Source organism: Mesorhizobium sp. WSM1343, assembly GCF_055901535.1.
The window spans coordinates 1,520,572-1,547,267 of the sequence record NZ_CM148370.1 but is presented as its reverse complement, the minus strand read 5'-3'; the positions used below and the strand labels follow the sequence as shown (position 1 = coordinate 1,547,267).

Annotated in this window: 21 protein-coding genes and 1 pseudogene; 7 read left to right on the top strand and 15 right to left on the bottom strand. The window is 62.7% G+C overall.

Annotated features, from left to right (window positions below; translation table 11 throughout):
• Positions 1-29: 29 nt before the first annotated feature.
• Positions 30-704, top strand: a complete 675-nt coding sequence (locus tag AC0NIL_RS07480) for an HAD family hydrolase (protein WP_275954308.1) — start codon at positions 30-32, stop codon at positions 702-704.
• On the opposite strand, the gene AC0NIL_RS07475 is transcribed toward AC0NIL_RS07480, so the two are convergent.
• From AC0NIL_RS07475 to AC0NIL_RS07450, 6 genes are all read right to left on the bottom strand, one after another.
• On the bottom strand, positions 701-1,864 hold the full coding sequence (locus AC0NIL_RS07475; protein WP_275954309.1) for a DUF930 domain-containing protein: 1,164 nt from the start codon (positions 1,862-1,864) through the stop codon (positions 701-703). The genes AC0NIL_RS07480 and AC0NIL_RS07475 overlap by 4 nt on opposite strands.
• 108 nt (positions 1,865-1,972) lie before the next feature.
• The gene (locus AC0NIL_RS07470; RefSeq protein WP_275954310.1) at positions 1,973-2,731 is read right to left on the bottom strand and encodes a 5'/3'-nucleotidase SurE; all 759 of its coding nucleotides are present in this window, start codon (positions 2,729-2,731) and stop codon (positions 1,973-1,975) included.
• Entirely contained in the window at positions 2,728-3,894 is a 1,167-nt protein-coding gene (locus AC0NIL_RS07465; RefSeq protein WP_275954421.1) for an MBL fold metallo-hydrolase, read from the bottom strand. The genes AC0NIL_RS07470 and AC0NIL_RS07465 overlap by 4 nt, the downstream gene beginning before the upstream one ends.
• The gene (locus AC0NIL_RS07460) at positions 3,894-4,973 is read right to left on the bottom strand and encodes an ABC transporter ATP-binding protein (RefSeq protein WP_275954311.1); all 1,080 of its coding nucleotides are present in this window, start codon (positions 4,971-4,973) and stop codon (positions 3,894-3,896) included. Before AC0NIL_RS07460 ends, AC0NIL_RS07465 begins: the two co-directional genes overlap by 1 nt.
• On the bottom strand, positions 4,961-6,664 hold the full coding sequence (locus AC0NIL_RS07455; protein WP_275954312.1) for an ABC transporter permease: 1,704 nt from the start codon (positions 6,662-6,664) through the stop codon (positions 4,961-4,963). The genes AC0NIL_RS07460 and AC0NIL_RS07455 overlap by 13 nt, the downstream gene beginning before the upstream one ends.
• Before the next feature lie 92 nt (positions 6,665-6,756).
• On the bottom strand, positions 6,757-7,743 hold the full coding sequence (locus AC0NIL_RS07450) for an ABC transporter substrate-binding protein (RefSeq protein WP_024503709.1): 987 nt from the start codon (positions 7,741-7,743) through the stop codon (positions 6,757-6,759).
• Positions 7,744-8,001: 258 nt separating this feature from the next.
• On the opposite strand from AC0NIL_RS07450, the gene AC0NIL_RS07445 reads away from it, so the two are divergent.
• Complete coding sequence (locus AC0NIL_RS07445; protein WP_275954313.1) at positions 8,002-8,973, top strand: sugar-binding transcriptional regulator; 972 nt, start codon at positions 8,002-8,004, stop codon at positions 8,971-8,973.
• Here the strand turns inward: AC0NIL_RS07445 and AC0NIL_RS07440 are convergent.
• From AC0NIL_RS07440 to AC0NIL_RS07420, 5 genes and pseudogenes are all read right to left on the bottom strand, one after another.
• The gene (locus tag AC0NIL_RS07440) at positions 8,970-9,338 is read right to left on the bottom strand and encodes a hypothetical protein (protein WP_013529317.1); all 369 of its coding nucleotides are present in this window, start codon (positions 9,336-9,338) and stop codon (positions 8,970-8,972) included. The genes AC0NIL_RS07445 and AC0NIL_RS07440 overlap by 4 nt on opposite strands.
• A 114-nt stretch (positions 9,339-9,452) precedes the next feature.
• A pseudogene (locus AC0NIL_RS07435) lies at positions 9,453-10,846 on the bottom strand (pyruvate dehydrogenase complex dihydrolipoamide acetyltransferase).
• 3 nt (positions 10,847-10,849) lie between these two features.
• Entirely contained in the window at positions 10,850-11,848 is a 999-nt protein-coding gene (locus tag AC0NIL_RS07430) for an alpha-ketoacid dehydrogenase subunit beta (protein ID WP_275954422.1), read from the bottom strand.
• Positions 11,848-12,876, bottom strand: a complete 1,029-nt coding sequence (locus AC0NIL_RS07425) for a thiamine pyrophosphate-dependent dehydrogenase E1 component subunit alpha (RefSeq protein WP_063169131.1) — start codon at positions 12,874-12,876, stop codon at positions 11,848-11,850. Before AC0NIL_RS07425 ends, AC0NIL_RS07430 begins: the two co-directional genes overlap by 1 nt.
• A gap of 2 nt (positions 12,877-12,878) precedes the next feature.
• Positions 12,879-14,207, bottom strand: a complete 1,329-nt coding sequence (locus tag AC0NIL_RS07420; protein ID WP_473573010.1) for an NAD(P)H-dependent oxidoreductase — start codon at positions 14,205-14,207, stop codon at positions 12,879-12,881.
• A gap of 365 nt (positions 14,208-14,572) precedes the next feature.
• Between AC0NIL_RS07420 and AC0NIL_RS07415 the strand changes: the two genes are divergently transcribed.
• Complete coding sequence (locus AC0NIL_RS07415) at positions 14,573-15,472, top strand: hypothetical protein (protein ID WP_024503030.1); 900 nt, start codon at positions 14,573-14,575, stop codon at positions 15,470-15,472.
• Between the two features lie 36 nt (positions 15,473-15,508).
• Here the strand turns inward: AC0NIL_RS07415 and AC0NIL_RS07410 are convergent, their stop codons facing one another.
• Positions 15,509-16,297 carry a 3-hydroxybutyrate dehydrogenase gene (locus AC0NIL_RS07410; RefSeq protein WP_473573008.1) on the bottom strand — a complete coding sequence of 263 codons (789 nt, stop codon included), beginning with the start codon at positions 16,295-16,297 and terminating at the stop codon, positions 15,509-15,511.
• Positions 16,298-16,520: 223 nt separating this feature from the next.
• Between AC0NIL_RS07410 and AC0NIL_RS07405 the strand changes: the two genes are divergently transcribed.
• Both AC0NIL_RS07405 and AC0NIL_RS07400 read left to right on the top strand, forming a co-directional pair.
• On the top strand, positions 16,521-17,267 hold the full coding sequence (locus AC0NIL_RS07405; RefSeq protein WP_027163143.1) for an acetoacetate decarboxylase: 747 nt from the start codon (positions 16,521-16,523) through the stop codon (positions 17,265-17,267).
• A gap of 47 nt (positions 17,268-17,314) precedes the next feature.
• Positions 17,315-18,475: a patatin-like phospholipase family protein gene (locus AC0NIL_RS07400; RefSeq protein WP_024503027.1), complete on the top strand. Its 1,161-nt coding sequence runs from the start codon at positions 17,315-17,317 to the stop codon at positions 18,473-18,475.
• Positions 18,476-18,901: 426 nt separating this feature from the next.
• Here the strand turns inward: AC0NIL_RS07400 and AC0NIL_RS07395 are convergent, their stop codons facing one another.
• Positions 18,902-20,503, bottom strand: coding sequence for an inorganic phosphate transporter (locus AC0NIL_RS07395; protein WP_473573007.1), 1,602 nt, complete (start codon positions 20,501-20,503; stop codon positions 18,902-18,904).
• Between the two features lie 124 nt (positions 20,504-20,627).
• Positions 20,628-21,161, bottom strand: coding sequence for a TetR/AcrR family transcriptional regulator (locus AC0NIL_RS07390; RefSeq protein ID WP_024503025.1), 534 nt, complete (start codon positions 21,159-21,161; stop codon positions 20,628-20,630).
• Positions 21,162-21,306: 145 nt separating this feature from the next.
• On the opposite strand from AC0NIL_RS07390, the gene AC0NIL_RS07385 reads away from it, so the two are divergent.
• Together AC0NIL_RS07385 and AC0NIL_RS07380 are read left to right on the top strand one after the other, a co-directional pair.
• A complete protein-coding gene (locus tag AC0NIL_RS07385; protein WP_027163144.1) occupies positions 21,307-22,638 on the top strand; it encodes an efflux RND transporter periplasmic adaptor subunit in 1,332 nt (443 codons plus the stop codon).
• Positions 22,635-25,718: an efflux RND transporter permease subunit gene (locus AC0NIL_RS07380; protein WP_013529306.1), complete on the top strand. Its 3,084-nt coding sequence runs from the start codon at positions 22,635-22,637 to the stop codon at positions 25,716-25,718. The genes AC0NIL_RS07385 and AC0NIL_RS07380 overlap by 4 nt, the downstream gene beginning before the upstream one ends.
• Before the next feature lie 199 nt (positions 25,719-25,917).
• Here the strand turns inward: AC0NIL_RS07380 and AC0NIL_RS07375 are convergent, their stop codons facing one another.
• Entirely contained in the window at positions 25,918-26,373 is a 456-nt protein-coding gene (locus AC0NIL_RS07375; protein ID WP_013529305.1) for a L,D-transpeptidase, read from the bottom strand.
• Positions 26,374-26,696 lie beyond the last annotated feature (323 nt).

The window sequence follows — 26,696 nt, the reverse complement described above, 5'->3', positions numbered from 1 at the left end:
GTGCGAAAATTGACTCGAGAGGGAAACGCGTGGCGCGACCAAGGCCTATTATTTTCGATTGCGACGGCGTTCTTGTCGACAGCGAGCCTCTGGCCGCCCGCGCCTATGAGCGCGTCTACGAAAAGCACGGCATGCCCGGCGTCAACACCAGCATCATCGCCCAATGCATCGGCATGAAGCAGTCCGATATCATCGCCAGGATCAAAGATTTGACCGGCCACCAGTTTCCGGCGGCGGCGGACGGCGACATCTGGGCCGAGACCAAGGTGCTGTTCTCGCAGGAATTGAAGCCGACACCGGGAATCACTGCCTTTCTGGAGGCGCTTGCAGGCGACCGCTGTGTCGCCTCGTCCTCCTCCGTCGAGCGCATAAACCACAGCCTTGCGGTGACCGGGCTGGCGCGTTTCTTCGGCGATGCGATCTACAGTTCCTCGATGGTCAAGAACGGCAAGCCCGCGCCGGACATCTTCCTCTTCGCGGCGGACAAGATCGGCGCCAATCCCGGTGACTGCATCGTCATCGAGGACTCGCCCTTCGGCATCCAGGGCGCGATCGCCGCCGGCATGACGGCGATCGGCTACACCGGTGGCGGCCATACCTATGCCGAGCACGCCGCGCGGCTGACGGCTGCCGGTGCCGATTTCGTCTGCGCCGACTGGCAAGAAGTTAGCCGGCAATTGGCTAGATTTGGTGTGCCGGCCTAGTTTAGACGATACTTTGTGAATCCACGGCTGGCCCATTCGCCAGGCGGCACGAGTGAGCCCACACGGAAGTTGAAGGACAGGACCCTCGTCGCATCGGCGTCGACTTCGCATCGGAAATTTAGGTTGTACCAAGCGTTTCTGGTGCTGAAGGCGGCCTGCGGAGGATTGAGAACATTGCCTTTGTCCAGCGTAATGGTTGGCACCCATTTGACCGTATAGTCGGCACTTTGCAGTTCCCGGCTCAGAACGTTGCCGCAAAGGGTGGCCACCCGCTGACCGCGCGGCACATTCTCCATAGAGCTTGTAGCGAACGCATTGCCGGTTGCCCCTTGCGAGTAAAGCTTTCTGACGCCCGGAAGGCCGGAATAGATTGGTGATCCTGCAACGTCGTCGTTGGTGGGATTTGACCTTCCAGCATTCCCGATCGGCGCTTTGAAAGCTCTTGCGGGTTTGAACGTCATTGTCTTGGCAGGTTTGGACTTTGCCTTTCCAGTCGAAGCTGGAGGCGCCGGCTTGTCACCGGTCTCAGCCGTCAATGGCTTTGGCGTCACGACGGCTTGCTTTTCGTCAGGTTGCGGTGCGAGTTCTTGTTTGTCCGGCTGCTGTTTGTCGGTGTCCTCGGTCGCCTGCTTTTCCTCGCCTTGCGCGGGCTTTTCGTCCGGCGCAACGGTGGCCGGCTTCTCGTCAGGCTTGCTGGGGTCTGCCTTCTGCTGTGGCGTTGCAGCCGGGGCGGGCTCCGTCGGCGCGGGTGTCGGCGCGACAGGCGGCTTTGCAGCCTCATCCTTGGCCGGCGACGGCGTGTTGGGTTTAGCGCTGCTTCCGTCGAGCGATTTCTCCGGCCCGGTATCTTTCTGGCCGTACTGGAAAACGCGCTTCAGAACCTGGTCGTCTGGCGGTTTCGGCGGCGGCGGCTTTTGTTCAGGCGGCTTTTCAGCCTTCTTTTCAGGTGTCGGTTCCGGCGGCTTTGGAGCAGGTTTCGGCTTGGGCTTCTCGGGCGGCGGCACGATCGCGACATTGACGGGCTGTTCCTGCTGAACCGGCTGCTGCTCGGGTCTCGGCAGGCCATAGATCAGAAACGCTGCGATGAGCGCATGCAGGATCAGCGATGCGGGCAAAGCCCACAGCAAATGCCGCCGCCGTTCTCCTGTTTCGCCCTTCATCCGCACCGATGTGGAATGAAATAGCGGCGGCTTCAAGCATAGGTAGTGGATTGGCTTGATTTAACCGCTGACAGGTTGGTGATCGGATGACGACGCGCAGACCTCAGGTCAGCCAGTTTGCCGCTGGCGCGGGATCCCGTCCAGAAACCGTTCGTCCAGCCGCGTCTCGCCAAGCCAGTTCAGCCGGTTGATGCTGATGAAGCCGGCATCGATCGCGTCGTTCTCGTCGCCCGACTGGCTGTCGTGAGCCCGCCCGCGCGGCACGGTGATGACCGTGCGGTCGCCGTCGCTCTCCACGATCTCGGCCTTGCGGGCGATCTTGTCGCGACCGATGCGCGGCTGGCGGATTTCGGCCGGCAGCGAGGTCGGCAGGTTGATGCTCAGCCAATGACCCTCAGCGGCCCAGTCGGCGCGCGATTGCCATAGGGACACGATCAGCGCGCCAAGCCATTGGTCGTCGCCATCGGTGAAATCAGGATTTTTCACGCGTGAGAAGCCAATGGCCGGAACGCCCCAGAAAGTCGCCTCCCGCGCAATGCCGAGCGTGCCGGAATAGGCAAGGTCCTCGGCAACGTTGCGGCCATCGTTGACGCCCGACAGCACAAGGCCCGGTTTCTCGGAATTGGCGAACAACCAGGTCATGGCGCTTACCACGCAATCGGCCGGGGTGCCGGAACAGGCGTACCAGTTCGGTTTGACGCGCCGCATGGTCAACGGCCTGGCAATCGTCAATGACGAGCCGGCGGCGGTGCGCTTGCCGTCGGGCGCGACCACCCAGACATCGTCGCACAACGCGCTTGCCGCATTGACCAGACGGGCAAGCCCCGGCGCTTCGATGCCGTCGTCGTTGCAGATCAGAATTCTCATCGTTTTCTTGCCTCCGACACCACTATGCGCTGGCCGGTGCGGCATTGCGTGCGCAGCGAGGGGATGTGGGTTTGCAGGTCGCCGAGAAGGTCCGGCGTGCAGGAATGGCCGAGTGCCGCGGGACGGCCGGCCTTCTCCCAGATATCGACATTGCCCGACAGCGTCGGATGGGTCGGCATGCGTACCCAGTCCGCCCGGCCGGCCTTGTGCAACAGATCGCCCGGCGAACCTGACGGCAGATGCCCGGTAAGCAGCACCGGAAAACCGGAATGGTCGGCACGCGGCAAGAGGCGCGACGATGGGCCGGCTTCACCCATGCCGTCATCCGCCAGCAGCGGCATGGACGGCAGGGGATCGGCATCGGTCCAGTCGGCTGCGTCTTGCAGGCGGCGGCGCAGCAACGTTGAAACGCCCGGCAACAGGGCTGCCGTGGCGCCGATCTGCGCTTCCAGGGACGAGCGCATGCCGGCATGGATGGCGAACGGCCCTGGCAAGGCCGCGATCAGCTCGAGCGAGCGACCAGAGAGCGGCGTCGGCAAAAGACACCCGTCCGAATGCCTCGCAACCCATTGCGAGATTTCGAGCGCCCGCGCCGCCCCCGGCACCGGATCGGCGCCATAGGAAGCATCAAGGACAAGCAGGTCGCAGTGCGGGATGGTGTCCATGACGAAGACATTGCTGTCCGGCACCACATCGGCGGAATAGGCGACGCGGCTCTCGCCATCGTCGACGGCAAACCACACGCCGCCCACGACATGTCCGGAGCGTCCCGTCCGGATCGTAAGATTGCCGCTGTTCAACGTGTCGCCGGGTTCGAACAATTCGATGCGATCTTCGGGAAAAGGAAACCGCCTGAAATCCTCGGGCTCAGCATAGCCGGCGAGCGTGGCAGGCGCCTCGTCTCGGGTCTCGGCGGTCATGAAGATCGGACCGGCATAACCGCGCGACAGCAGCCAGCTCAGCGCGCCGACATGATCCTCATGCGCATGCGAGACGAACAGCGCATCGATGTCGGCGACCGAGCCGTTCAGCGCCGGATAGTAGTCCGCCCCCGAGGCGCCGACCTTGATGCCGACGTCGAGCAGGATGCGATCCTTGCCGCTGCTGACAGCAAGGCTGGTGCGGCCCTTTTCGCCAAAGCCGCCGAGCAGGTCGAGCATCATCACGATGCCGCCCCCGCCGCCGGGATCAGCCAGCCGGAGCGTATCCGCAGACGCGCCTTCGCTCCGCTCTCCAGCGCGACCGGATCGGGCTGTTCGAAATGCAAGGTGAGGTCCGGATTGGTCGAAGGCGTGAATTCGATGCGCGCCGAGCCGCCCTGATAGATCACCCGCTTGACCAGACCATCGAAGCCGGGACCATCCGGCGACACGTCGAGATCGGCCGACCGGCAGCAGACCTTCGCCCCGGTTCGCGGCCGCTCGCCTGGCCGGCAGCGGACAATCAATTCAGCGCCGAGAACGCGGACCTTGCAGTGCCCTCTTTCTTCCGCGCTCAACACATCCGCAGGCAGCAAAATGCCCTGCGAAATGAAGGAAGCCACCATTTCATTTGCCGGCTCATGATAGAGTTCGCGTGGCGTCGCCAGCTGGGCAAGACGCCCGCCATCCATCACCGCGATCCGATCGGCCAGCGCCATCGCCTCGGCCTGGTCATGGGTGATGTAGACGATCGTCGTGCCCGTGCGCTTGTGGAAGGACGCGAACTCGTCCTCCATCGAAGCCCTCAGATGCACGTCGAGATTGGCCAGCGGCTCGTCGAACAGAACCAACGAGGGCGCGGCGACAAGGCAGCGCGCCAATGCCACGCGCTGGCGTTGGCCGCCGGACAGATTGGCCGGCCGACGCTCGCCCAGCCCTTGCAGATTGACCAGGGCGAGTGCGTCTTCAACCTTCCGGCGCGCGACGGCCTTGTCGAGCTTCGCCACCTTCAGCGAATAGCCGATGTTTTCGGCGACCGTCATGTGCGGCCACAGCGCGTAGTTCTGGAAGACGATGCCGACGCGCCGCTTTTCCGGCGCGACGCTGCCGCCCTTGCCCGACACGACCTCGCTGCCGATACGGATCTCGCCTGACGTCACCTTCTCGAATCCGGCAACGAGCCGCAGCAGCGTGGTCTTGCCGCAGCCGGACGGCCCGAGCACTGCCAGGAACTCGCCGTCGCCGACATCGATCGATACGTCCTTGACGGCATCGAAATTGGCGAAGCTCTTGGTCACATTGTCCAGGCTCAATCGCGCCATGGCAGCACTCCGGTCGGAAGGTAGGGGGCAAGCAGATTGGTCACCAGCATCAACAGGAAAGTGACCGCCACAGTGATGACGGACATCGCCGCCGCATAGTTGGAATCGCCGCCCTGCTCGAAGGAAAACATCACGACACCGATCGTCTCCGACCCGGACGACCACAGCAGCGCCGAGACGGTGAGTTCGCTGAGCGCCGTCATGAAGATCAGTAGCCCGCCGGCGATCGCCGCCGGTGCCACCAGCGGAAAGATGATCGTGCGCATGCGCGTGAACAGCCCGGCGCCGGCCACTTGCGCCGCCTCCTCCAGCGCCCGGTCGATCTGGTGATAGCCGCTGATGGTTGGCCGCAGCGCCAGCACCAGGAAGCGGGCGAGATAGGCGTAGAGGATGATCCAGACGGTGTTGTAGAGCTGGATGCCGGTCAGCGGGATCGGCCGCAGGAACATGAGCAGCGAGGCGATCGCCAGCACCACGCCGGGCAAGGCATAGGGCAGTTCGACCGACAGATTGAGCAGCCGCACCCAGCGCTGCTTGCCCCAGGCGATCAGATAGCCGATCGGCACGGCGACCAGAACCGCGAAGAAGGCGGCCGCGATCGACAGCCAGAAGCTGTTGAAGAAAGCCCTACTGGCGGCATCATGCTCGAACAGCACGAAGCGATAATTGTCGAGCGTCGCCGTCTTGGCGGTGAGCGCAATGCCGTAGCCCGGCACCAGCGATGTCAGAACCAGCCCGAACAGCGGCAGGACCAGCACCACGATGATCAGCAGCCACATGCCGGCGTGCACGGCGGGCCGCCAGCGGCCGAGCTCATAGGGCTCGGCCGGAAGCGACGTGGAGCTGATGCGATAGTCGCGGCGGCGGCTCATGATCTCCTGGGTAAGGATGCCCGCCATGGCGATAATGCCGATCAGCACCGATAGGAATGCGGTTTCGCCGAGCACGGCGGGGCCGCCGCCGGCCAGCTTCTGATAGATCAGCGTCGGCAGCACGAGATAGTTGGCGGGAATGCCGAGAAAGGCCGGAATGCCGAAATTGCCGACGCATGAGACGAAGGCAAGAGCAGCGGCCGCCATGATCGACGGCGTCATCAAGGGCAGCACGATGGTGACCAGCACGGTGAACCAGCCGGCGCCGCCCGCCCGCGCGGCTTCGACCAGCTCGCGCGGCAGCTTGCGCAGCCCGGCGCGCACCAACAGGAAAACCAGCGGGCCATACTGCACGCCGAGCAGCAGGATGATGCCCGATGTCGAATAGAGCGGGTTCCTGGTACCGAGCGGCGGTGCCGCCCCGAACAGCTTGAGGAACGGGCTTGCCGGGCCGAACAATTGCAGCCAGGCCAGCGCCGTCACCTGCGGCGCGATCATCAAGGGCATGACGTAACAGAGCACCATGGCGCTGCGAGCGCGGATATCGGTCAGGGTGACGAGGACGGCCACCAGCGTTCCAGACAGCACCGCAAGCAGGGTGCCGCCGATACCGACGACCAGTGTGTGCCAGGTGGCGATCCAGGTCGCCGGACTGGCGAGCCCCGCCTTTATCGCGACGGTCGACAGCGTGCCGCCGGGCGCCACGATCTCCTTGATCAGGCGCAGCATCGGCAGCAGGGAAAGCAGGATGATGACGATGGCTACCGCCGCCGTCAGGACCATTTCCTGGCCCCGGCTTTCCCTGATCCGTGTTGACATGATTGCGTTTCCTGGGGTCGATCAGCCGATGCGATCGGGGTTTTGCCCGTCAGGGATACCGCTGGGACGGCACCCCTGACTGGATTGCCGGCTCAGCCGCCGAACAGTTCCGAGAACTTCGCCTTGTCGGCGTCGGTTTTGGCGACGATTGCCTTGGTGTCGAACGGCATCACCTTGACCTTGACGCCTTCCGGCAGCCATTCGGGGCGGCCGACCGAGGCGCGCGCCGGCAGATAGCCCATCGAAAGCGCAAGCTTCTGGCCGTCATCGGAAAGAATGAAGTCGACGAACTTCTTGGCGCCGTCGACATTCCTGGCGGTCTTCATGATGGCGACCGGTTCGGTCACTGCCGGCACACCTTCCGAGGGGAACACGAACTCGACCGGGGAACCCTTCTTCTTGGCGTTCATCGCCATGAAGTCGACCAGGATGCCATAGGGCTTTTCGCCCGATGCCACCGACTTCAGCACCGCACCATTGCCGCGCACGCTGACGGTGTTGTTGGTCTTCAGCTTCTGGAAGAAATCCCAGCCATAATTGGCGTCGCCGACGAAGCCCGAAAGCAGGTAGGCGGCGGCACCCGAATAGAGCGGGCTCGGCATGACCAGGCCATCGGCATAGGCGGGCTTGGCAAGATCGGCCCAATGCTGCGGCTTCTCGGTCGCAGCGGTGTTGTAAACGATGCCGGTGGTGATCAGCTTGCTGCCGAAATAGGTCTTGTCGGCGTCATAGGCATCCGCTTCGATGCCATCGAGCTTTGCCTCGGGATAGGGCAGTAGCCGGTCGTCCTTCTTCAACAGCTCCATCGAGACCGCATCGGCGATCAGAAGCACGTCGGGCTGCGGGCTGCCGGCGGCAAACTCGGCCGCCATCTTGGTCAGGATGTCGCTCGTTCCGGAGCGATAGATATTCACATCGATACCCGGCTGCGCCTTCTTGAAGGCATCCACGGTCTTGGCCGCGTCGGCTTCCGGCTGGGACGTGTAGAGCGTCAGTGTTTCGGCGTTTGCCACGCCGGCAAACAAAGTTGCTGCGAGCGCCAGCTGGCTGGCCAGCAGCTTGATGAAGTGCGTCTTCAATGAGACCTCCTGTCTTTCTGTGCATGACCGGTCCGGCTCTGGCCGGCTCCCCGTCTCTTCCTCCCTGCACGGCGCATATGACTGGTGGATGACACAGCGCGTGAAACCCACAAAATATGTTCATATGTACGATGTCAATTACAAATGAACAGAAATGTGCGACAATCGACACGCCGCAGATCCGGCATCAGTTGACATCCGGCCGGTATTTCCTTGATGAGCACCGGTCAGGCCACGGCTCATGAGGGACAGGAACCGATGACCACAGAAAAACCCAGACAGGCTCGCCTGCCGATGGTATCGTCGGACCTTACCGTCAAGACGGCATGGCTCTACTATGTCGAAGGTTTCACCCAGGAACAGATTGCCGAAAAGCTCGATGTCTCCAGGGTGAAGGTCATGCGTACGCTGGCCTCCTGCACCGCCGAGGGCATTGTCGTCACCATGATCAACGCGCCGACCGCCGGGCAGGTGGCGCTCGAGCGGGGACTGGAAAAGCGCTGGGGTCTGAATGCCGCCGTCGTCATCCCGACGCCTTCGGCGCATGACCATCTGGAGAAAGCCATCGGCCATGCCGTCGCGGCCTATCTCGGCGAGCAGATGCAGGACGGCATGACACTGGCCATCGGTGGCGGCGCGACCCTGCATGCCAGCCTCGGCTTCCTTGCCCGCCGGCAGTTAAAGCATGCCTGTGTGGTGGCGCTCGTCGGCAGCCTGCCGCACTCGCAATGGATCAATCCATCGATAGTTGCTGCCAAGGTCGCCGATGTCTTCGAGGTCGACAGCTACCAGATCACCGCGCCGGTCACGGTCGACAATCCCTCGCTGCGCGATCTCCTCTGGGCACAGCCGACCCTGCAGGATGTGCGCCAACGCGCGGCCGCCGCCGACATCGCCCTGCTCACCGTCGGCGACATGTCGCCCGACGCCACCATCTTCCGGCATGGCATCGTTCCGTCATCGCTGATCGCTCCGTTGAAAGCGAAGGGCGCGGTCGCCAACATGCTGTGCTATTTCGTCGATGCCAATGGCCGTTTGGTGGACCACGAGGTCAACGGGCGTGTCATGGCCATCGATCTCGATGTGGTCGGCCAGGTGCCGAATGTGGTTCTCGCCGCGGGCGGCAAGCGCAAGGTCGCGGCGATCCTCGCCGCACTGAAAGCCGTCGACACCAATGTGCTGATCACTGACAGCGATACCGCCGCGGCGCTGCTTGCCAAAGGCGGTTAGATGAGCCCGCGCTCGCGCAAAAAATCCTCGACGCCGACATGGGTCATGGATTCGAATTCGGCGATCGCCTCGGCCACCCGCTTGCGCTGCGCCGCCAACAGTGTGAACACCTGCTTCATCTCGCCGGAAACACCAAAACGGCTCCACCGCTCGGCGATATGCGTGGGCAGACCGATGTCGGCGCAGAACGCGTCCAGACTGTCATAGCCGAGGCTGGCGACGAGCTGCCTGGTCTCCTCCGCCGACATGCGAGGCTCGAAGGCGTGGTCGTGCAGGCGCTGCGCCACCAGCTTGATGTCGGATGGCGACGCACCCATGACCTTGCCGAACAGGGTTTTGACGTCAGATGGGTCGAATGCAGGCATATTTGGCCTCCCTGGATCGCAATCCAGATAGAACATGGGTCAAGGGTCAGCGCCTGACAAGTCGTTTCTGTCGCAAGCCGGCGCATCAGTCGGCGCCGGCTTCTGCTTGGTGGATCAGACCAGCAGGCCCATCGGATTTTCAAGGAGGTTCTTGAAGGCGACCAGCAGTTCGGCACCCAGCGCACCGTCCACGGCGCGGTGGTCGGTCGACAGCGTCACCGACATCACGGTGGCTATTCTGATCTCGCCATTCTTGACCACTGCCCGCTCCTCGCCGGCGCCGACTGCCAGGATGGTCGCGTGCGGCGGGTTGATGACGGCGGCAAAGTCCTTGATGCCGAACATGCCGAGATTGGACACCGCCGTGGTGCCACCCTGATACTCTTCCGGCTTCAGCTTGCGGCTGCGCGCGCGACTGGCCAGATCCTTCATCTCGTTGGAGATGGTGGACAGCGTTTTTTCGTCGGCATGCCGAATGATCGGCGTGATCAGGCCGCCGGGGATCGACACCGCGACGCCGACATCGGCGTGCTTGTGCTTGACCATGGCGCTTTCAGTCCACGAGGCATTGGCATCGGGCACTGCCTTCAGCGCCATCGCCATCGCCTTGATCACCATATCGTTGACCGACAGCTTGTAGGCCGGAGCATCACCCTTGTCGGTCTTCTTCACCGGGGCTGCCGCATTGATCTGCGTGCGCAGCGCCAGCAGCGCATCGAGCTCGCAGTCGAGCGTCAGGTAGAAATGCGGAATGGTGGTCTTGGCCTCGACCAGGCGGCGCGCAATGGTCTTGCGCATGTTGTCATGCGGGACGAGGTCGTAGGAGCCCTGTTCGAACAATTTCAGCACCTGATCGTCCGACATCGCCTTTACCGGCGCGGCAGGAGCAGCAGCGGGCACGCCAGCCGGAGCCTTGGCGGCAGGCGCCGTCTGGGCGCCGCCACCGGCAATGGCCGCGTCGACATCCGCCTTCACCACCCGGCCATGCGGACCGGTGCCAGATATGGTCGAGAGGTTCAGGCCGGCCTCACGGGCCAGGCGCCGGGCAAGCGGTGTTGCACGGCCGGCCGATGGCGACTGGCCGATCTCCGCCCTTGTGGGGGAGATGCCAAGTGGCGGCAAAGAGGGCAGGGCAGAGGGGTGCGTGACAGAATGAGATGTTGGCGCGACAGCGCCCCCTCTGTCGACTTCGTCGACATCTCCCCCGCGGGTGGGGAGATTGGCGCCTTGTCCTGCTTGGCCGCAGCAGCATCAGCCCCATAGGCCTCACCGTCGGCATAGATCCACGCCACGGCAGCGCCGACCGCAATATCGACACCCTCTTTGCCGGTGACATCGCGCAGCACGCCGCTGGCCGGCGCATCGATTTCCATCGCCGCCTTGTCGGTCTCGATCTCGAACAGCACATCGCCCTTCTTGACGTGCGCGCCCTCCTCGGCAAACCAGCGCGAGATCTGTCCGGTCGCCATGTCCATGTCGACCTTGGGAAGAATGACTTCGGTCGGCATGGGCTAGCGGACCCCTTTCACGAGGTCGCGCGCGGCGGTGATGATGTCCGGAATTTGCGGCACCGTCGCCTTCTCGAGTTCCGGATTGTAGGGGATCGGCGTTTCGGCGCCGCCCAGCCGCACGATCGGCGCGTCGAGATAGTCGAACGCTTCGCTCTCGGCGATCATGGCGCTGACCTCGGCGCCGATGCCCAGCGTCTTGACCGCTTCGTAGACGCATAGCAGCCGCGACGTCTTCTTGACGCTGTTGATGACGGTCTGCTTGTCCATCGGCCGGATGGTCCGGAGATCGACGACTTCGACGTCGATGCCTTCGCTCTCCAGCACGGCCGCCGCGTCGAGCGCCTTCTGCACCATGATCGAGGTGGCGACGATGGTGAGATCCCGGCCCTCGCGGCGGATATCTGCCTTGCCGATCGGCACGGTATAATAGCCTTCGGGCACCGGTCCCTTCATCTTGTAGAGCAGCTTGTGCTCGAAGATCATGACCGGATCGGGATCGGCGACCGCCGCCAAAAGCATGCCCTTGGCATCATAGGGGGTCGCCGGCTGGATGACTTTCAGACCCGGCACATGGCCGAGCCAGGCTTCGAGGCTCTGGCTGTGCTGAGCCGCCGCACCGGTGCCGGAACCGGCGGGAAAGCGCATCACCACGGGAACCGAAACCTCGCCGCCCAGCATGAAGCGCATCTTGGCCGCCTGGTTGACAATCTGCTCCATGGCAAGCGTGGCGAAATCGGAAAACTGGAACTCGAAGATCGGCCGCATGCCGGTGAGCGCAGCCCCCACCGCAACGCCCGCGCCGCCCAGTTCCGAAATCGGCGTGTCGATGACGCGGTCAGCGCCGTAACGTTCGACCAGGTCGCCGGTGACCTGGAAGGCGCCGCCATAGACGCCGATATCCTCGCCCATCAGGAAAACGCGTTCGTCCATGTCCATGGCGATCGCCATGGCCTCCTGGATCGCCTGGGCGTAGCTCAGTTCACGCACCATCGCGTCCATCACGCCTGCTCCGTATACACGTAATTTCCCGTCTCGCTGATATCGGGCGATGGGCTCGCCTTGGCGAACTCGATGCCCTCGGCGATCTCTTGCGCCACGGCATCGCGAATGGCCTCGATGCCCTTGTCGTCGATGAAGCCGAATTCCCTGAGCTCGCTTTCGAACAGGGTGATCGGATCGCGGTTCGACATCCAGTCCTCGATCTCTTCCTTGGTGCGATAGCGGTTGCGGTCGCTCTTGGAATGGCCGCGATGGCGATAGGTCTTCGACTCGATCAGCGTAGGCCCCTCGCCGGCGCGGGCTCGGGCAACAGCCTGATGAGACGCCTCGGCGACCTCGGAGAAGATGTTGCCGTTGACGATGACGCCGGGCATCGAATAGGCGGCGGCGCGCTCGGCGATGTTCTTGACCGCGGTCGAGCGGGCTGTCGATGTCGACATGCCGTAGCCATTGTTCTCGCAGACGAAAATGACAGGCAGCTTCCAGACCGCCGCCATGTTGAGCGCCTCGTGGAAAGCGCCTTCATTGTTGGCGCCATCGCCGAAGAACGAGACCACGACCTTGCCGGTCTTCATCATCTTGGAGGACAATGCCGCCCCCACGGCGATCGGGATACCACCACCGACGATGCCATTGGCGCCGAGATTGCCCTTGCCGACATCGGCGATGTGCATCGAGCCGCCACGGCCCTTGCAGTAGCCTGTGGTCTTGCCGAAGAACTCGGCGAACATGCGCTTGACCTCGGCGCCCTTGGCAATGCAGTGGCCGTGACCGCGATGCGTCGAGGTGATCTGGTCATCCTCGGCAAGCGGCATGCAGATGCCCATGGCGCTGGCTTCCTGGCCGATCGACAAATGCATGGTGCCATGGATGAGGCCGCGCGTGTAGCACTCCTCCGCGCCCTCTTCGAAGCGGCGGATCAGGTACATCTTGTGGAGCACCTGCTTGAGCTGCTCGGCGCTGTACTGGCGGTAGACGAAGGGCAGATTGGCGCGACTGTCAGTGACGGCTTTGCTGGCTGTGGCCATGATCACGCTCCCCCGGTCCCATAGACGAGCTTGTCCTGGCGAGCGCGCAGTTCGGCGATCTTGGAGCCCGCCGCGGGCGCTGCATTCGCATAGGTTATGAGTTCGCCCTTCTTGATCGGCGCGGTGACCGAGCCGCCCTGCAGCAGGCCGCAGGGAACGGCCTTGGCGGCGCGCGCCTCAGGCGTCGTCATGATCCAGGCGCGGTAGCAATATTCGCCGATCGCATCGAGCTTCTCGCCGGGCTTCATGTCCTTCTTGGCCACGGCGGCGACTTCGGCCACCGGCTTGGCCAGCGGCACCATGTCGGCCTTGCCGTAGAGCACGACGCGCGCGCAGGTCAGCGGCACCTCGAGCGAGGTCAGGTGATAGGGACGATGGAAAGTGAAATACGGGCCTTTGCCCATCTTCAGATCTTCCATGCGCTCGGAGATGCGCGGATGCGACATGTCGGCAACGACGAAGACGCCGGGCGCGACACCCTTGCCGATCGAATAGTCGACGACGCCGACCTTCGACAGAACGCCGCCATCCTTCTGCGGCACCAGCACCTTGGACAGTTCGCCAAGCGTCGCCGCCGGGCCATGCATGCCGGCCTTGTCTGGAACCAGGCCGGTGGCATTGGCGATTGCCGCCATCTCGACCATGGTCTTGGAGCCGTCGACGAATTCGACCAGCATGCGCACATTCATGTGCCGGCGCTTGGCTTCCTCCTCATAGTCCGGGGGAATAGCGTCGATGTTGAGCGGATTGTTCTTGCCCTTGCCGGCGGCAACGATCGGGTGACCCATGGCCGAGACGAACTCGATCAGCTCCATGCAGGAGGACGGCTCATCGCCGGCGCCCAGTGAATAGGTGACGCCGAGCCGGTCGGCCTCGCTTTTCAGATAGGCGCCGATGGTGACGTCGGCCTCGACATTCATCATCACCAGATGCTTGCCATGCTCCATGGCGCGCAGCCCGATCTCGGCGCCAACGGCGGGAACCCCGGTGGCATCGATGACGACGTCGATCAGATCATTGTTGATGACAAGGTCGGCGTCGTTGGTGACCGCGACCTTGCCGGCTTCAATCGCCGACGTCATAGCCGAAGCATTCGACACTTCGCGCGCATGCCCGGTTTCCTGGAAAGCGATATCGACGGCCTTGCTGGCAGCCGGCAGGTTCAGTTCGGAAATGGCGCCGATCTCGATGCCCGACATATGGGCGACACGAGTGACGATGTCGGTTCCCATCTCGCCCGAGCCGATCAGGCCGATGCGGATAGGCTTGCCCGACTTTGCGCGTTCCTCGAGATCGCGGGCAAGACCCGTCAACGAAACATTGGAAGCCATACCGCTCGTTCCTCCCACAATGCAGGCTTGTTCGATTGCCTGACGCGTATTGAACATCTGTATTTCTGTCAAGACTAATGTCCAAAATCGATGTCCTTTTGGCACGCCTTCGCGGAGGCGCGGTGACCCCAGGCAATGGCGGCTGCATATCGGAGTGCATGTCGACAGGCAGGCGCGGCGACGAGTTTCCTGACGCACGGAACGAGAAGACCGGTCCATCGCCGTAACGATCGCCATCACGGCGGCCATCTCCAGTGTGGAGAGCCCTACGGAGCTCGAGCACGCGCCGCCTCCACACCTGACTTGTGAGAAAGCAGGCTTCAGCCTAATAAAGCCACAGCTCATTTAGAGCCTGGGGGAATTGTATGAGCTGGAACCCGAGAAGGGTCCTTATCGATCTGCTGAACCAGAACCGGACTGTCAGAGCAGCCAAGGCATTGCGAAACGCCTTGATTGAACGCAACTTCCGTGGACGCGGTGTTGCGGAAGGCCTGAAATTCGCCGACGAAGTGCGGCGAACCGGTGGCCGGAGATTTTGTTTTGTCATTGCCTTCAATACCCCTTGGGTCATCGACGCGATGGCGCGCTCCTGGGAGCTGTATTCGTCCGGAATGACGCTGGTCGTTGTCGACAACTCTTCAAAGCAATCGGCTCGCACCCGTATCGAGGAAATCTGTCGAGCGCGAGGCGTCGCCTACTTCAGCTTGCCCCGAAACTGGGAGCGTCATCCTAACCGGTCGCACGGAACATCCATGAACTGGATCTTCCACAATATCATCCGGCCGATGCAGCCGGAGCTGTTCGGCTTTCTGGATCACGACTGCTTTCCGATCATCCCCGTGGACATTCCCGCGGCGATGGAAGGAAAAGTCGTCTATGGCTCAAAGCGCCGGTCAACTTCGGATCACCAAGCGTGGTTCTTGTGGGCAGGGTTCTGCTTCTTTCGCTTTAGCGCCCTGGAGAACGTGAACATGGACTTTCACCCCCGCTTCATCCACGGGATGGACACCGGCGGAGGCAATTGGGCTGGGCTCTATCGCCTGCTCGGCGAAAACGATGTCGTGGATGTGCCGGCCACTACGGCTCATCTGAACCTCGGCGAGGCCGACTCCGGTCATCAGATGTTGGGCAGCGCCTTTTTGCATATCGGCGGCGCTGGTTACCGGAAGTCGATTAACACCCAGCAATACCGGCGGCTGATCTCCAACTATGTTTGGGACACCTATCTGCACGGCGATCAGAACCGCCTCGTCAAAGAACTTTGACCAAGCTCATTATAGCCTCTCTCAGCCTATAGCCGGCTACTGTGCCGTCCAGCCGCCGTCCATCGGCAAGGTGGTGCCGGTGACCTGCCTGGCCGCGTCCGAACACAGGAACAGCGTCAGCGCGGCGAGCTCGTCAACGGTGACGAATTCCTTGGTCGGCTGGGCGGCGAGCAGCACATCGTGCTTGACCTGTTCCTCGGTCATGCCGCGCGCCTTCATCGTGTCGGGAATCTGCCTTTCGACCAGCGGCGTCCAGACATAGCCCGGCGCGATCGCATTGACGGTGACGCCGTCGAGCGCTGCTTCCAGCGCTACCGTCTTGGTGAGGCCCGCAATGCCGTGCTTGGCCGACACATAGGCCGACTTGAACGGCGAGGCGACCAGCGCATGCGCCGAGGCGGTGTTGATGATACGGCCCCATTTGCGCGCCTTCATGCCCGGCAGTGCCGCCTTGATGGCGTAGAACGCGGCGAGCAGATTGATGCGGATGATGGCTTCCCACTTGTCATCGGGAAACTCCTCGATCGGCGCGACATGCTGGATGCCGGCATTGTTGACCAGGATATCGAGACTGCCGAAGGCAGCCTCGGCCTCACGCACCATGGCGCTGACCGCCGCGCCATCCATCATGTTGGCACCGGAATAGCGGCACTTGACGCCGAAATCCCTCTCGATGCCGGTGCGCTCCTGCTCGATGGCAGCCGCATCGCCAAGGCCGTTGATGGTGACATTGGCGCCTTCGGCGGCAAAGGCGCGGGCGATGGCCAGGCCGATGCCGCTGGTCGAGCCGGTGACGAGGGCGTTCTTCGAAGACAGGAAACCCATGATGATCTCGCAAGAGGTGGGAGGGAACGAACGGGGCCGCCTTTGTGCGCCGCACCATGACAGTGCCATAGCCATATGTCGGTGCGATTACAGGGTTGAGACGGCCGTCGACAGGCCCCTTGGGCGGCTGTCAGGCGGCTGACACGGCACTGTCATGGTGCCGTGCAACATAATCCGGAGCGCATTCGCGCAGTCATTCCTGAACCAAAATGGGGCTACAGCCTTGCAGATCGCCGATGTCGTGAAGCGCGCCTATGCGATGCCGCTGACCAACCCCTCCTTTCCGCCCGGGCCGTACCGTTTCTTCAACCGCGAATACGTCATCATCACCTACCGCACGACGCGCGAGGCGCTAGAGGCTGTCGTGCCGGAGCCGCTGGAGATCGACGAGCCGCTGGTCAAATACGAATTCATCCGCATGCCTGACTCGACCGGTTTCGGCGACTACACCGAGACCGGCCAGGTCATCCCGGTGCGCTACAAGGGCCAGCACGGCGCCTACGTCCATTCGATGTATCTCGACGACGACGCGCCGATCGCCGGCGGCCGCGAACTGTGGGGTTTTCCCAAGAAGCTCGCCAACCCCAAGATCGTGCATGAAGGCGAGGTCATCGTCGGCACGCTGCACTATGGCAGCGTTCTGTGCGCCACCGGCACGATGGGCTACAAGCACAAGGAAGCCGATCACGGCTCTGTCCTCGCTTCGCTGGCCGCGCCCAATTTCCTGATCAAGATCGTCCCGCATGTCGACGGCACGCCGCGCATCTGCGAACTGGTCCGCTACCACCTCACCGACATCACGCTGAAGGAAGCCTGGACCGCGCCCGCCGCGCTCGATTTGCGGCCGCATGTCATGGCCGACGTGGCGCGGCTGCCGGTGCTCGACATCGTATCCGCCGTCCACTTCACCGCCGATCTGACCCTTGGGCTGGGCGAAGTGGTTCACGATTATCTCGCCGACCGCACCTGAGCTGCACAAGCCTTTCAGAGCCCAAACAGAAGTCGGAGACCAAAGCCGTGCTCGAACGCAATCGCAACAAGGAGGCCACTGCCACCATCGCGGAGATCTCGGCGCAGTATGACCGCGTCGCGCTGGTGTTTCAGGGAGGCGGCGCGCTCGGCGCCTACCAGGCTGGGGTGTACCAGGCATTGGCAGAGGCCGGCTGCGAGCCGAGCTGGCTTTCCGGCGTGTCGATCGGCGCCATCAATGCGGCGATCATCGCCGGCAATGAATCGAGCCGCCGGCTGCAGCGCCTCGAGCAATTCTGGCAGACGATTTCGGGTCGCAAGATCTGGGCCTATACGCCGGAAGGCGACATCTACCGTGATATCCGCAATCGCACCAGTTCGTGGATGACCATGGTCATGGGGCAGCCGGGCTTCTTCAAGCCGCGCAATCCTAACCCCTGGATGGAGCAGCCCGGCGCCGAGGGCGCCACCAGCTTCTACGACACGGCCGAGCTGAAGGAGACGCTGCAAAGCCTGATCGACTTCGACATCCTCAACGACGGCAAGAAGCGGTTGAGCGTCGGCGCGGTCAACGTCCGGACCGGCAACTTCGTCTATTTCGACACCGACAAGGTCCGCATCGAACCGGAGCACATCATGGCCAGCGGCGCGCTGCCGCCGGCGTTCCCGTCGATCCGCATCGAAGGCGAATATTACTGGGACGGGGGCATCGTCTCCAACACGCCGCTGCAATATCTGCTCGACCAGGAAGAGGACCGTTCCTCGCTGGTTTTCCAGGTCGACCTGTTCAGCGCGCGAGGCGTCCTGCCGCGCAGCATGCCGGACGTGCTGTCGCGCCACAAGGACATCATGTATTCGAGCCGCACACGGCAAAACACTGACAATTTCAAACGCATCCACGGTCTCAAGATGCGCCTGCTCGATGCACTGAAACGGGTGCCGAAGGAGTTGCGGACGCCGGCCGAGGAAGCGCTGATCGAGGACTATTCGGACGCCGGCACCGTCAACATCGTGCACCTGATCTATCAGCACAAGGGCTATGAGGGTCACGCCAAGGACTATGAGTTCTCAGGCACCTCGATGCGCGAGCATTGGGAGACAGGGTTGGAGGACACGCAGCGCACCTTGCGCCATCGTGAGTGGCTGACGATGCCGACCAATGTCGACGGTGTGGCCATCCATGACCTGCATCGCGAAGACCCGACGTAGCCAGGCCGGTTATGCCCAACGGTTCAGCGTTGTTGGCCAGGATTCGTTTGAACGGCCATCGCCAACGCTCGAGATTGGCCGACGCCTCCAAACTTCGTCATCCTTGGGCGAAGCAGGAGCGAAGCTCCGTCGCGGAGACCCTGGGATCCATGCCGTGACCTTTGCCACGGAGTGCAGCGGAGCAGAATTCTGCACCGCGGCAACGCTCAGGAGTCGCGGCATGGATCCTATGGTCTGCGCCGCGTCGCTTCGCTCCCTGCTCCGCCACAGGATGACGAAGCGAAAGGCGTTTCGGCAATTTCCTAGGCATGTTCCACGTCAACAGAAACGAATACGTCTTCACCCCTTGAACGCAGTGCTCACTTAAAGAAAAAAGGCAGCGCCGGTCACCCGGCGCTGCCTTTTGTTCGGAAGCTTACGCTCGGCTCAGAACACCTGGCGGAAGATGATGAACAGCACGAAGGCCAGCGTGATCGAGCACGGCAGCGTCAGCACCCAGGCAAGCAGCAGATTGCGCATCGTCGCCCATTGCAGCCCCGAACCGTTCGCCGCCATCGTTCCGGCAACGCCCGACGACAGGACATGAGTCGTCGACACCGGCAGTCCCAGCCGATCGGCCATGCCGATGGTCACCATCGCCACGAGTTCGGCCGCCGCACCCTGGCCGTAGGTCAGATGGCTCTTGCCGATCTTCTCGCCGACCGTGACGACGATGCGTTTCCAGCCGACCATGGTGCCGAGGCCGAGCGCCAGCGCGACGGCGACCTTCACCCAGATCGGGATGAACTTCGTCGCGTTGTCGACGGCCTTGTGATAGTCGGTGACCGCTTTCAGATCGGCCGCCTCCATCGGCAGCAGCTGCTTCTTGTCGATCAGCTTGAGCGCTTCGCCGATCAAATAGATGTCGTTGCGGGCGTTGCTGACCAGATCGGTCGGCACCGTCTCGACCGAGGCATAGGGCTGCAGGCCAGCCGTCGTGTTGTGGATGTAGGTCTGCAGCGCAACCGTCGTCTGGTCGCTCCATGTCCTGGTGCGCACGGCATCCTGGACGGCGGCCTTGGCATCGGCGACGGTGACGCCGGGCTTGGCATATTTGCCCAGCGCCGTTTCGACGCTGACCGAAGCAGACTTGTAGGCTTCGAGATAGTTGATGTCGGGGGTGCGGTTCAGCGCATACGCCGTCGGCACGACGCCGATCAGGATCAGCATGATCAGGCCCATGCCCTTCTGTCCGTCATTGGAGCCGTGCGCAAAGCTGACGCCGGTGCAGGTGAAGATGAGCAGGCCACGGATCCACCATGGCGGCGGCGTGTTGCCCTTCGGCGCCTCGTAGAGCGCCGGATTGCGCACCAGCAGCTTCATTACATAGAGCAGGATCGCCGCGGCGAAGAAGCCGATGATCGGCGACACCAGCAGGGTGACGCCGACATTGGTCGCCTGCGACCAGTCGACGCCGCTGGTGGCGCTGCCGGCGGGCGCCATGAACTGGTTGGCAAGGCCGACGCCGATGATCGAACCGACCATCGTGTGCGAGCTCGACGCCGGCAGTCCGAGGAACCAGGTGCCGAGATTCCACAGGATCGCCGCCACAAGCAGCGCGAACACCATGGCGAAGCCCGAGGACGAGCCGACCTGCAGGATCAACTCGACCGGCAGCAGCGACAGGATGCCGAAGGCGACCGCGCCGCTGGAGGTGAGAACCCCGAGGAAATTGAAGGCGCCCGACCACATGACGGCGAATTCGGCCGGCATCGAGCGCGTGTAGATGACCGTCGCCACCGCATTGGCGGTGTCATGGAAGCCGTTGACGAACTCGAAGCCGAGCGCGATCAGCAAGGCGATGCCAAGCAGGATCCACGGCACGGTCTTGGCCACCGCAAGATCCTGGCTGAGCGCGTAGCCGACATAGGCGATGCCGACGAGCACCAGCACGCCGAAGGCCGGCAGGAACCACTTCGCGCTGCCCGATTGATCCAGCGGATGATCCGGTCTCGGAATGCCCGCCTCGCTAGAAACTATGTCCACCATGTCCCACTCCAGATGCATTGCAGCAAAGAACTGGGAAGACGCTATGTCCGCACGATGAACCCTGTGTGACGCCGGCGAACGCCGCGTTCACGAACAGGCCCGCCGAAAAGCGGGTGGGCGGCGCCTATTTGGCAATCTCGAGCAGGGACGATACCAACAACTGGCGCTCGTCTTTCGACAGGACATCCGAATCGAAGAGGTTCATGCTGCGCAATCCCTCGATGGCGAGATAGCAGATCAACAGCGATTTGAGATCCGGCGTCTCGCCCTTCAGCCGCTCGAAAAGCTGCCGCTTGAAGGTCTTTATCGGCATCATAAAATCGGGATCCTCGGCGATGGCCGAGAAGATCCAGGACGCCGACGGCTGCTTTTCCTCGCAATCATTGGCCGACAGCCTGATGTAGACGGCCAGGGGATTTTCGTCCTTGTCATTTGTGCTGGCGGCTTCCAGCGCGTGCTCGAACTCGCGCAGATAGCCTTCGACCAAACCTTGCATCAATTTGGCCTTGGTCGGGAAATTGTAGAGGAGCCCTCCCTTCGACACGCCGGCACGGCTGGCGACGGCATCCAGCGACAGGCTGCCTGGTCCGGATTCCCGGGCAACATCAGCCGCCGCGGCGAGAATCTTCTCGCGCGAATTCGGTCTTTGGGCTCTCATGGTGCCTCCCATCGCAAGCTTAGGCCCAATTGACAAGACCGTCCAGACGGTACAGGAAGACCGCCATCATTTGAAATCGGGACCCGCAGTCGGTATGTGTCCCGATATCCGCGCTTCGCGCCGGATTTCGACTGAGGGGACTTCCTTGTTCAAGCGCATACTCCGTATCTTTATCATTGTTCTGGTTCTGGCCCTGCTCGTCGTCGTGGTCGGCGGCATCGTCGGCTTCAACTTCCTGCGCGACAACGGCATCAAGCAGTACTTCGCATCGATGAAGCCGCCGGCGGCAACCGTTTCGACGACCATCGCCAAGCCTTCGGCCTGGACGCCAGGCGTCGAGGCGATCGGCACGGTCAAGGCGGTGCGCGGTGTCGACCTGACGGTCGAGACTACCGGTATCGTCAAGGACATCCTTTTCCATGCCAACCAGAAGGTGGCGGACAATGCGGTTCTGCTGCAACTCGATGACGCCGTCGAGCGCGCCGACCTCGATGCACAGAAGGCGCAAGCCGCGCTAGACCAGACCTCACTTGCCCGCGCCATCGAACTGACCAGGCGTGGCGTTGGCTCCGACTCGACGCTGGACACGGCGCGTGCGGCGGCCTCGGCCTCGGCATCCCAAGTCACCAAGCTGCAGGCCGTGCTCGACCAGAAGCAGCTGACGGCGCCTTTCGGCGGCACGGTGGGTATCCCGAAGATCGATGTCGGCCAGTATCTGGCGCCCGGCACCGCCGTGGTGACATTGCAGGACCTCGACACGATGCGGGTCGATTTCACGGTTCCCGAACAGCAACTCGCCTTGCTCAAGATCGGCCAGACGATTCGATTGGGCTTTGGCGGCGAGGACAGGCCATTCGCAGGCGCCATTCGTGGCATAGACCCGAAGATCGACTCGTCCAGCCGGCTGGTGAACATCCGGGCGGAAGTCGCCAATCCCGATGGCAAGCTGACCCCCGGCCAGTTCGTGCAGGTGCGTGTCGAGCTGCCCGAAGAGCAGAACGTGCTGACCCTGCCGCAGACGGCGCTGACGACAAGTCTCTATGGCGACTACATCTTCGTGGTGCAGCCAGCCAAGCCCGCCGAGACAGCGCCAGCTGCCAAGCCGGAGGAAAAACCCGCTGCGCCGGCAGCCGACAAATCGGCTGACGCCAAGCCTGCGGACACCCAGCCGGCCGATGCCATGAAGCCGGCGGCTGATGCAGCCAAGCCTGCCGCCGATGCGGCAAAGCCAACTGATAAGGCTGCCGATGGGGCCAAGCCGGCGGCGGAAGGTGACAAGCCCGCGCTCGTGCTGTCGCAGGTGTTCGTCAAGCCCGGCCGCCGCAATCAAGGCATGGTCGAGATCGTCGAGGGGCTGAAGGCCGGCGACGAGGTCGTCACCGCCGGTCAGAACCGCCTCTTCAACGGCATGTCCGTCGTTGTGGACAACACCATCGACCCGACCAAATCGGCGAACAAGCAGGCCGGCCAGCAATGAGCTTTTCAGATCTCTTCATTCGCCGGCCTGTTCTTTCGACGGTCCTTGCTTGCATGATCCTGCTCCTGGGTTTCCAGGGCATCTTCAACCTGTCGATCCGGCAGTATCCGAAGGTCGATGAAACGGCCATCACGATCACCACGGCCTATCCAGGCGCCAGCGCCGATCTGATCCAGGGCTTCATTTCCGCCCCGATCGCCCGCGCCGTCGCCTCGACCGAAAACATCGACTACGTCACCTCGTCCAGCCGCCCGTCCTCCAGCACCGTGACGGTGCAGATGAAGCTCGGCTCGAACCCCGACGTCGCGCTGACCGAAGTTCTGTCCAAGGTCCAGGGCGTGCGCGGCACTTTGCCGGACGCGTCGAAGGACCCTGTCATCGTCAAGGGCACCGGCCAGCAGTTCGCGATGATGTACATCTCGATGCAGAATCCGAACATGACGAAGGAGCAGCTGACGGAGTATATCGAGCGCGTCATCAGACCGCGCATGTCGACGGTCGAAGGCGTCGCCGACGTGCAGATCTTCGGCGCCCAGGAATACTCGATGCGCGTCTGGATCGATCCGGTCAAACTTGCGGCGCGCGGCGTGACCGCCTCCGAACTGCTGACGGCGATCAACAATTCCAACTTCCTGTCGGCGCCCGGCAACACCCAGAACGAGTATGTCGTCTCCTCGATCACGGTGCGCTCGACATTGCAGACGCCGGAGGCATTCGCCGAGCTGCCGCTGCGCTCGACCGACGGCAATGTGGTGCGGTTGCGCGACGTGGCTCGCGTCGAACTCGCCGCCGAGAACACCGACACCAGGGTCTCGTTCAACGGTAAGCCAGGCACCTTCCTCGCCATCTTCCCGACGCCGGCGGCCAATCCGCTGACCACGGCGGCTGCGCTCACCAAGCTGGTGCCGCAGATTCAGGAGACACTGCCGAAAGGCATGACGATCGAGGTCGTCTACGACGCGACCGGGCAGATCAGCGCCTCGATTGAAGAGGTGTTCAAGACCATCGGCGAGGCGGTTGCCATCGTCGTCGTCGTCATCCTTCTGTTCCTTGGCTCCTTCCGGTCGGTGATGATGCCGATCATCACCATCCCGTTGTCGCTGATCGGCGTCTGCTTCCTTTTGTTCGCGGTTGGCTACTCGATCAACCTTCTGTCGCTGCTGGCCATGGTGCTGGCGATCGGCCTGGTCGTCGACGACGCCATCGTGGTGGTGGAGAACATCCACCGTCACATGGAAGAAGATCACATGTCGCCGATGCAGGCTGCGTTCAGCGGTATGCGCGAAATCGCATCAGCCATCGTTGCCATGACCATGACGCTGGCCGCCGTGTTCGCACCGCTGGCATTTACCGGCGGCCTGACCGGCGCGCTGTTCCGTGAATTCGCGGTCACGCTCGCCGGCTCGGTGGTGCTGTCGGGTGTCATCGCCATCACCATCACCCCGATGATGTCGGCACGCCTCTTGAAGTCCGGCACGCCGGGCCGTTTCCAGCGCATTGTCGACGGCACCTTCGCGCGCGTCGAGCATGTCTATGAACGCGCCGTCACCGGATCGCTGAACTATCGCCCATTGACGCTGATCATCGTGCTTGCGCTTGTCGGCGTCACCGGCTTCATGTTCACCAAGACCTCGAGCGAACTTGCGCCGGAAGAGGACCAGGGCTTTCTGCTCTCGATTGTGACGGCGCCGCGTTATGCGACGTCCGATTACACCGAGACATACGTCAACCAGATCCTCGGCCTGGTGAAGGATATTCCCGAAACACGGGCGCAGTTCTCGGCCGTCGCCTTCGGCGGCACGACAAACAGCGCCTTCGTCGGCTATGCCTTCAAGGACTGGGCGGAACGCAAGCGCAATTCGAAGGAACTGCAGGCTGACATTACGGCCCGTATCGCCAAAGTGGCCGGTGTCGAGGCCTTCGTCTTCGCACCGCCGACGCTGCCGGGCTCCGGCGGCGGCCTGCCCATTTCCATGGTGGTGCGATCGACCGGCGCTTCCTCGGAAGTGTACGAGGTGGCCGAGCAGATCAAGAACAAGGCGCAGGCCTCCGGCCGCTTCATCGTCGTGCAGAATTCGATGGCCTATGACGCACCGGAGGTGACGGTGACCATCGACCGCGACCGCGCCGCCGCGCTGAACCTGCCGATCGCCGATATCGGCCGCACGCTGACCTTGCTGGTCGGCGGCGCCGAAGTGGCGCAGTTCGACCGCGATTCCAACAGCTACGACATCATCCCGCAGGTGCCGCAGGAGTTCCGCGACGACCCCGACAAGCTCGGCGAATACTTCGTGCGCAGCGTGACCGGCGAGATGGTGCCGCTATCGGCGGTGGTCAAGATTTCGACCAATGCGGCGCCGGCGGCAATCGAGCAGTTCAACCAGCTGAATTCGTCGACGATTTCGGCGCTTCCGCTGCCCGGCGTCACCACCGGCGACGGGCTGAAGGCGCTGGAGGACATCGCCAAGGAGAGCCTGCCCGACACGTTCTTCATCGATTATTCCGGTCAATCGCGACAGGAAAAGGAACAGGGCAACACCATCCTGATCGCTTTCGCGGCCGCAGTTGTCGTCATCTATCTGGTGCTGGCGGCGCAGTTTGAAAGCTTCCGTGATCCGCTGATCATCATGATGGCGGTGCCGTTGTCGATCTTCGGCGCGATCGTGCCGCTCAATCTGGGCCTCGGCACGCTCAACATCTACACGCAGGTCGGCCTGATCACACTGATCGGTCTGATAACCAAGCACGGCATCCTGCTGGTCGAGTTCGCCAACCAGCAGCGTGAAAAGCATGGCATGCGGCGGCGCGATGCCATCATCGCCTCGGCCAAGGTGCGCCTGCGGCCGATCCTGATGACGACGGCGGCGATGGCGCTCGGCGTTGTGCCGCTGATCACGTCCAGCGGCGCTGGTGCCGCGGCCCGCTATTCGATGGGCCTGGTCATCTTCACCGGCATCCTGGTCGGCACCATGTTCACGCTCTTCGTCGTGCCCATGTTCTACACCTTCATCGCCAGCAAGGACCTGCCTCATCTGGCGGAGAAGCCGGACCCCAAGCTGATGCCGGCACTGCCGAGCTAGGACGGTCGAGGGAGTCCCGCCCAGAAATGCGCGGGGCAGATTGATGGAAACAAAAGAAAAGAGGCCGGGAAATTCCCGGCCTCTTTTCTTTTTGGCTGGGCTCGATACCGCCGGTTTGAACTGTACGCAATACCGCAGCGTTTTCCGGAGGGAGCTTTGAGGCGCGGCAGCATGCTGCCACGCCACCGTTTCCAGCCTGCTACTTGACGATGACGATGCTGGTGTTGGTCGCCCCGAAGGTTTCGACGAGCTGGTAGAAATCGGCGGCGTTGTCGGGGTGCAGCCGCACGCAGCCATGCGAAGCCGGCTGGCCGAGGCGCTTGATCGCATAGGTCGCGTGCACCGCATAGCCGCCGCTGAAGAAGACCGAGTGCGGCATCGGGGCGTTGTCGTATTTCTTCGAATACCACATTTCATGCATGCGGGTCGGCTTGAACGAGCCGGTCGGCGTCACATGGGCCCGGTCGCCGGTGGAGACTTTCCAGGCGAAGGTCGGCCGGCCGTCGACGGAGACTTCCATGATCTGCTGCGAAAGCGAAACGCGGGCCACGATCTTGTTGGCGGCATGCGCGGCGCCCGAGCCGAACAGCAGTGCGGCACCGGTCAGAGCGGCGGCGGCGATGTTGATGAGCTTGGCGGAAATGGCGGTATGCATGAAGAAAATCCCCTCTCTCTGCCGGTCCAGCCGGCTCCAATTCGATGGCTGCTTATCCCAACGTCATGTTTCGGAGAGATTTCGCAAAATGCTCATTTGTGTTTCGAATCTGTTTCCACTGGTTAACAAACGGCAACCCCATTAGAGCCGTCGGTGGCCCGCCAGCGAGACCCTAGCAAGACCAAGGTCAGGAACATGGGTATCCGTCGCTAAACGAAAGTGCGAATTAGCAGTATTCGAAAGGACCGCCGTAGATCTCGAAACCAAACTGCAACAAAGCGAGGTTTCAAGCGGCATGATCCGGATACGGGCCGCAAGCAAAG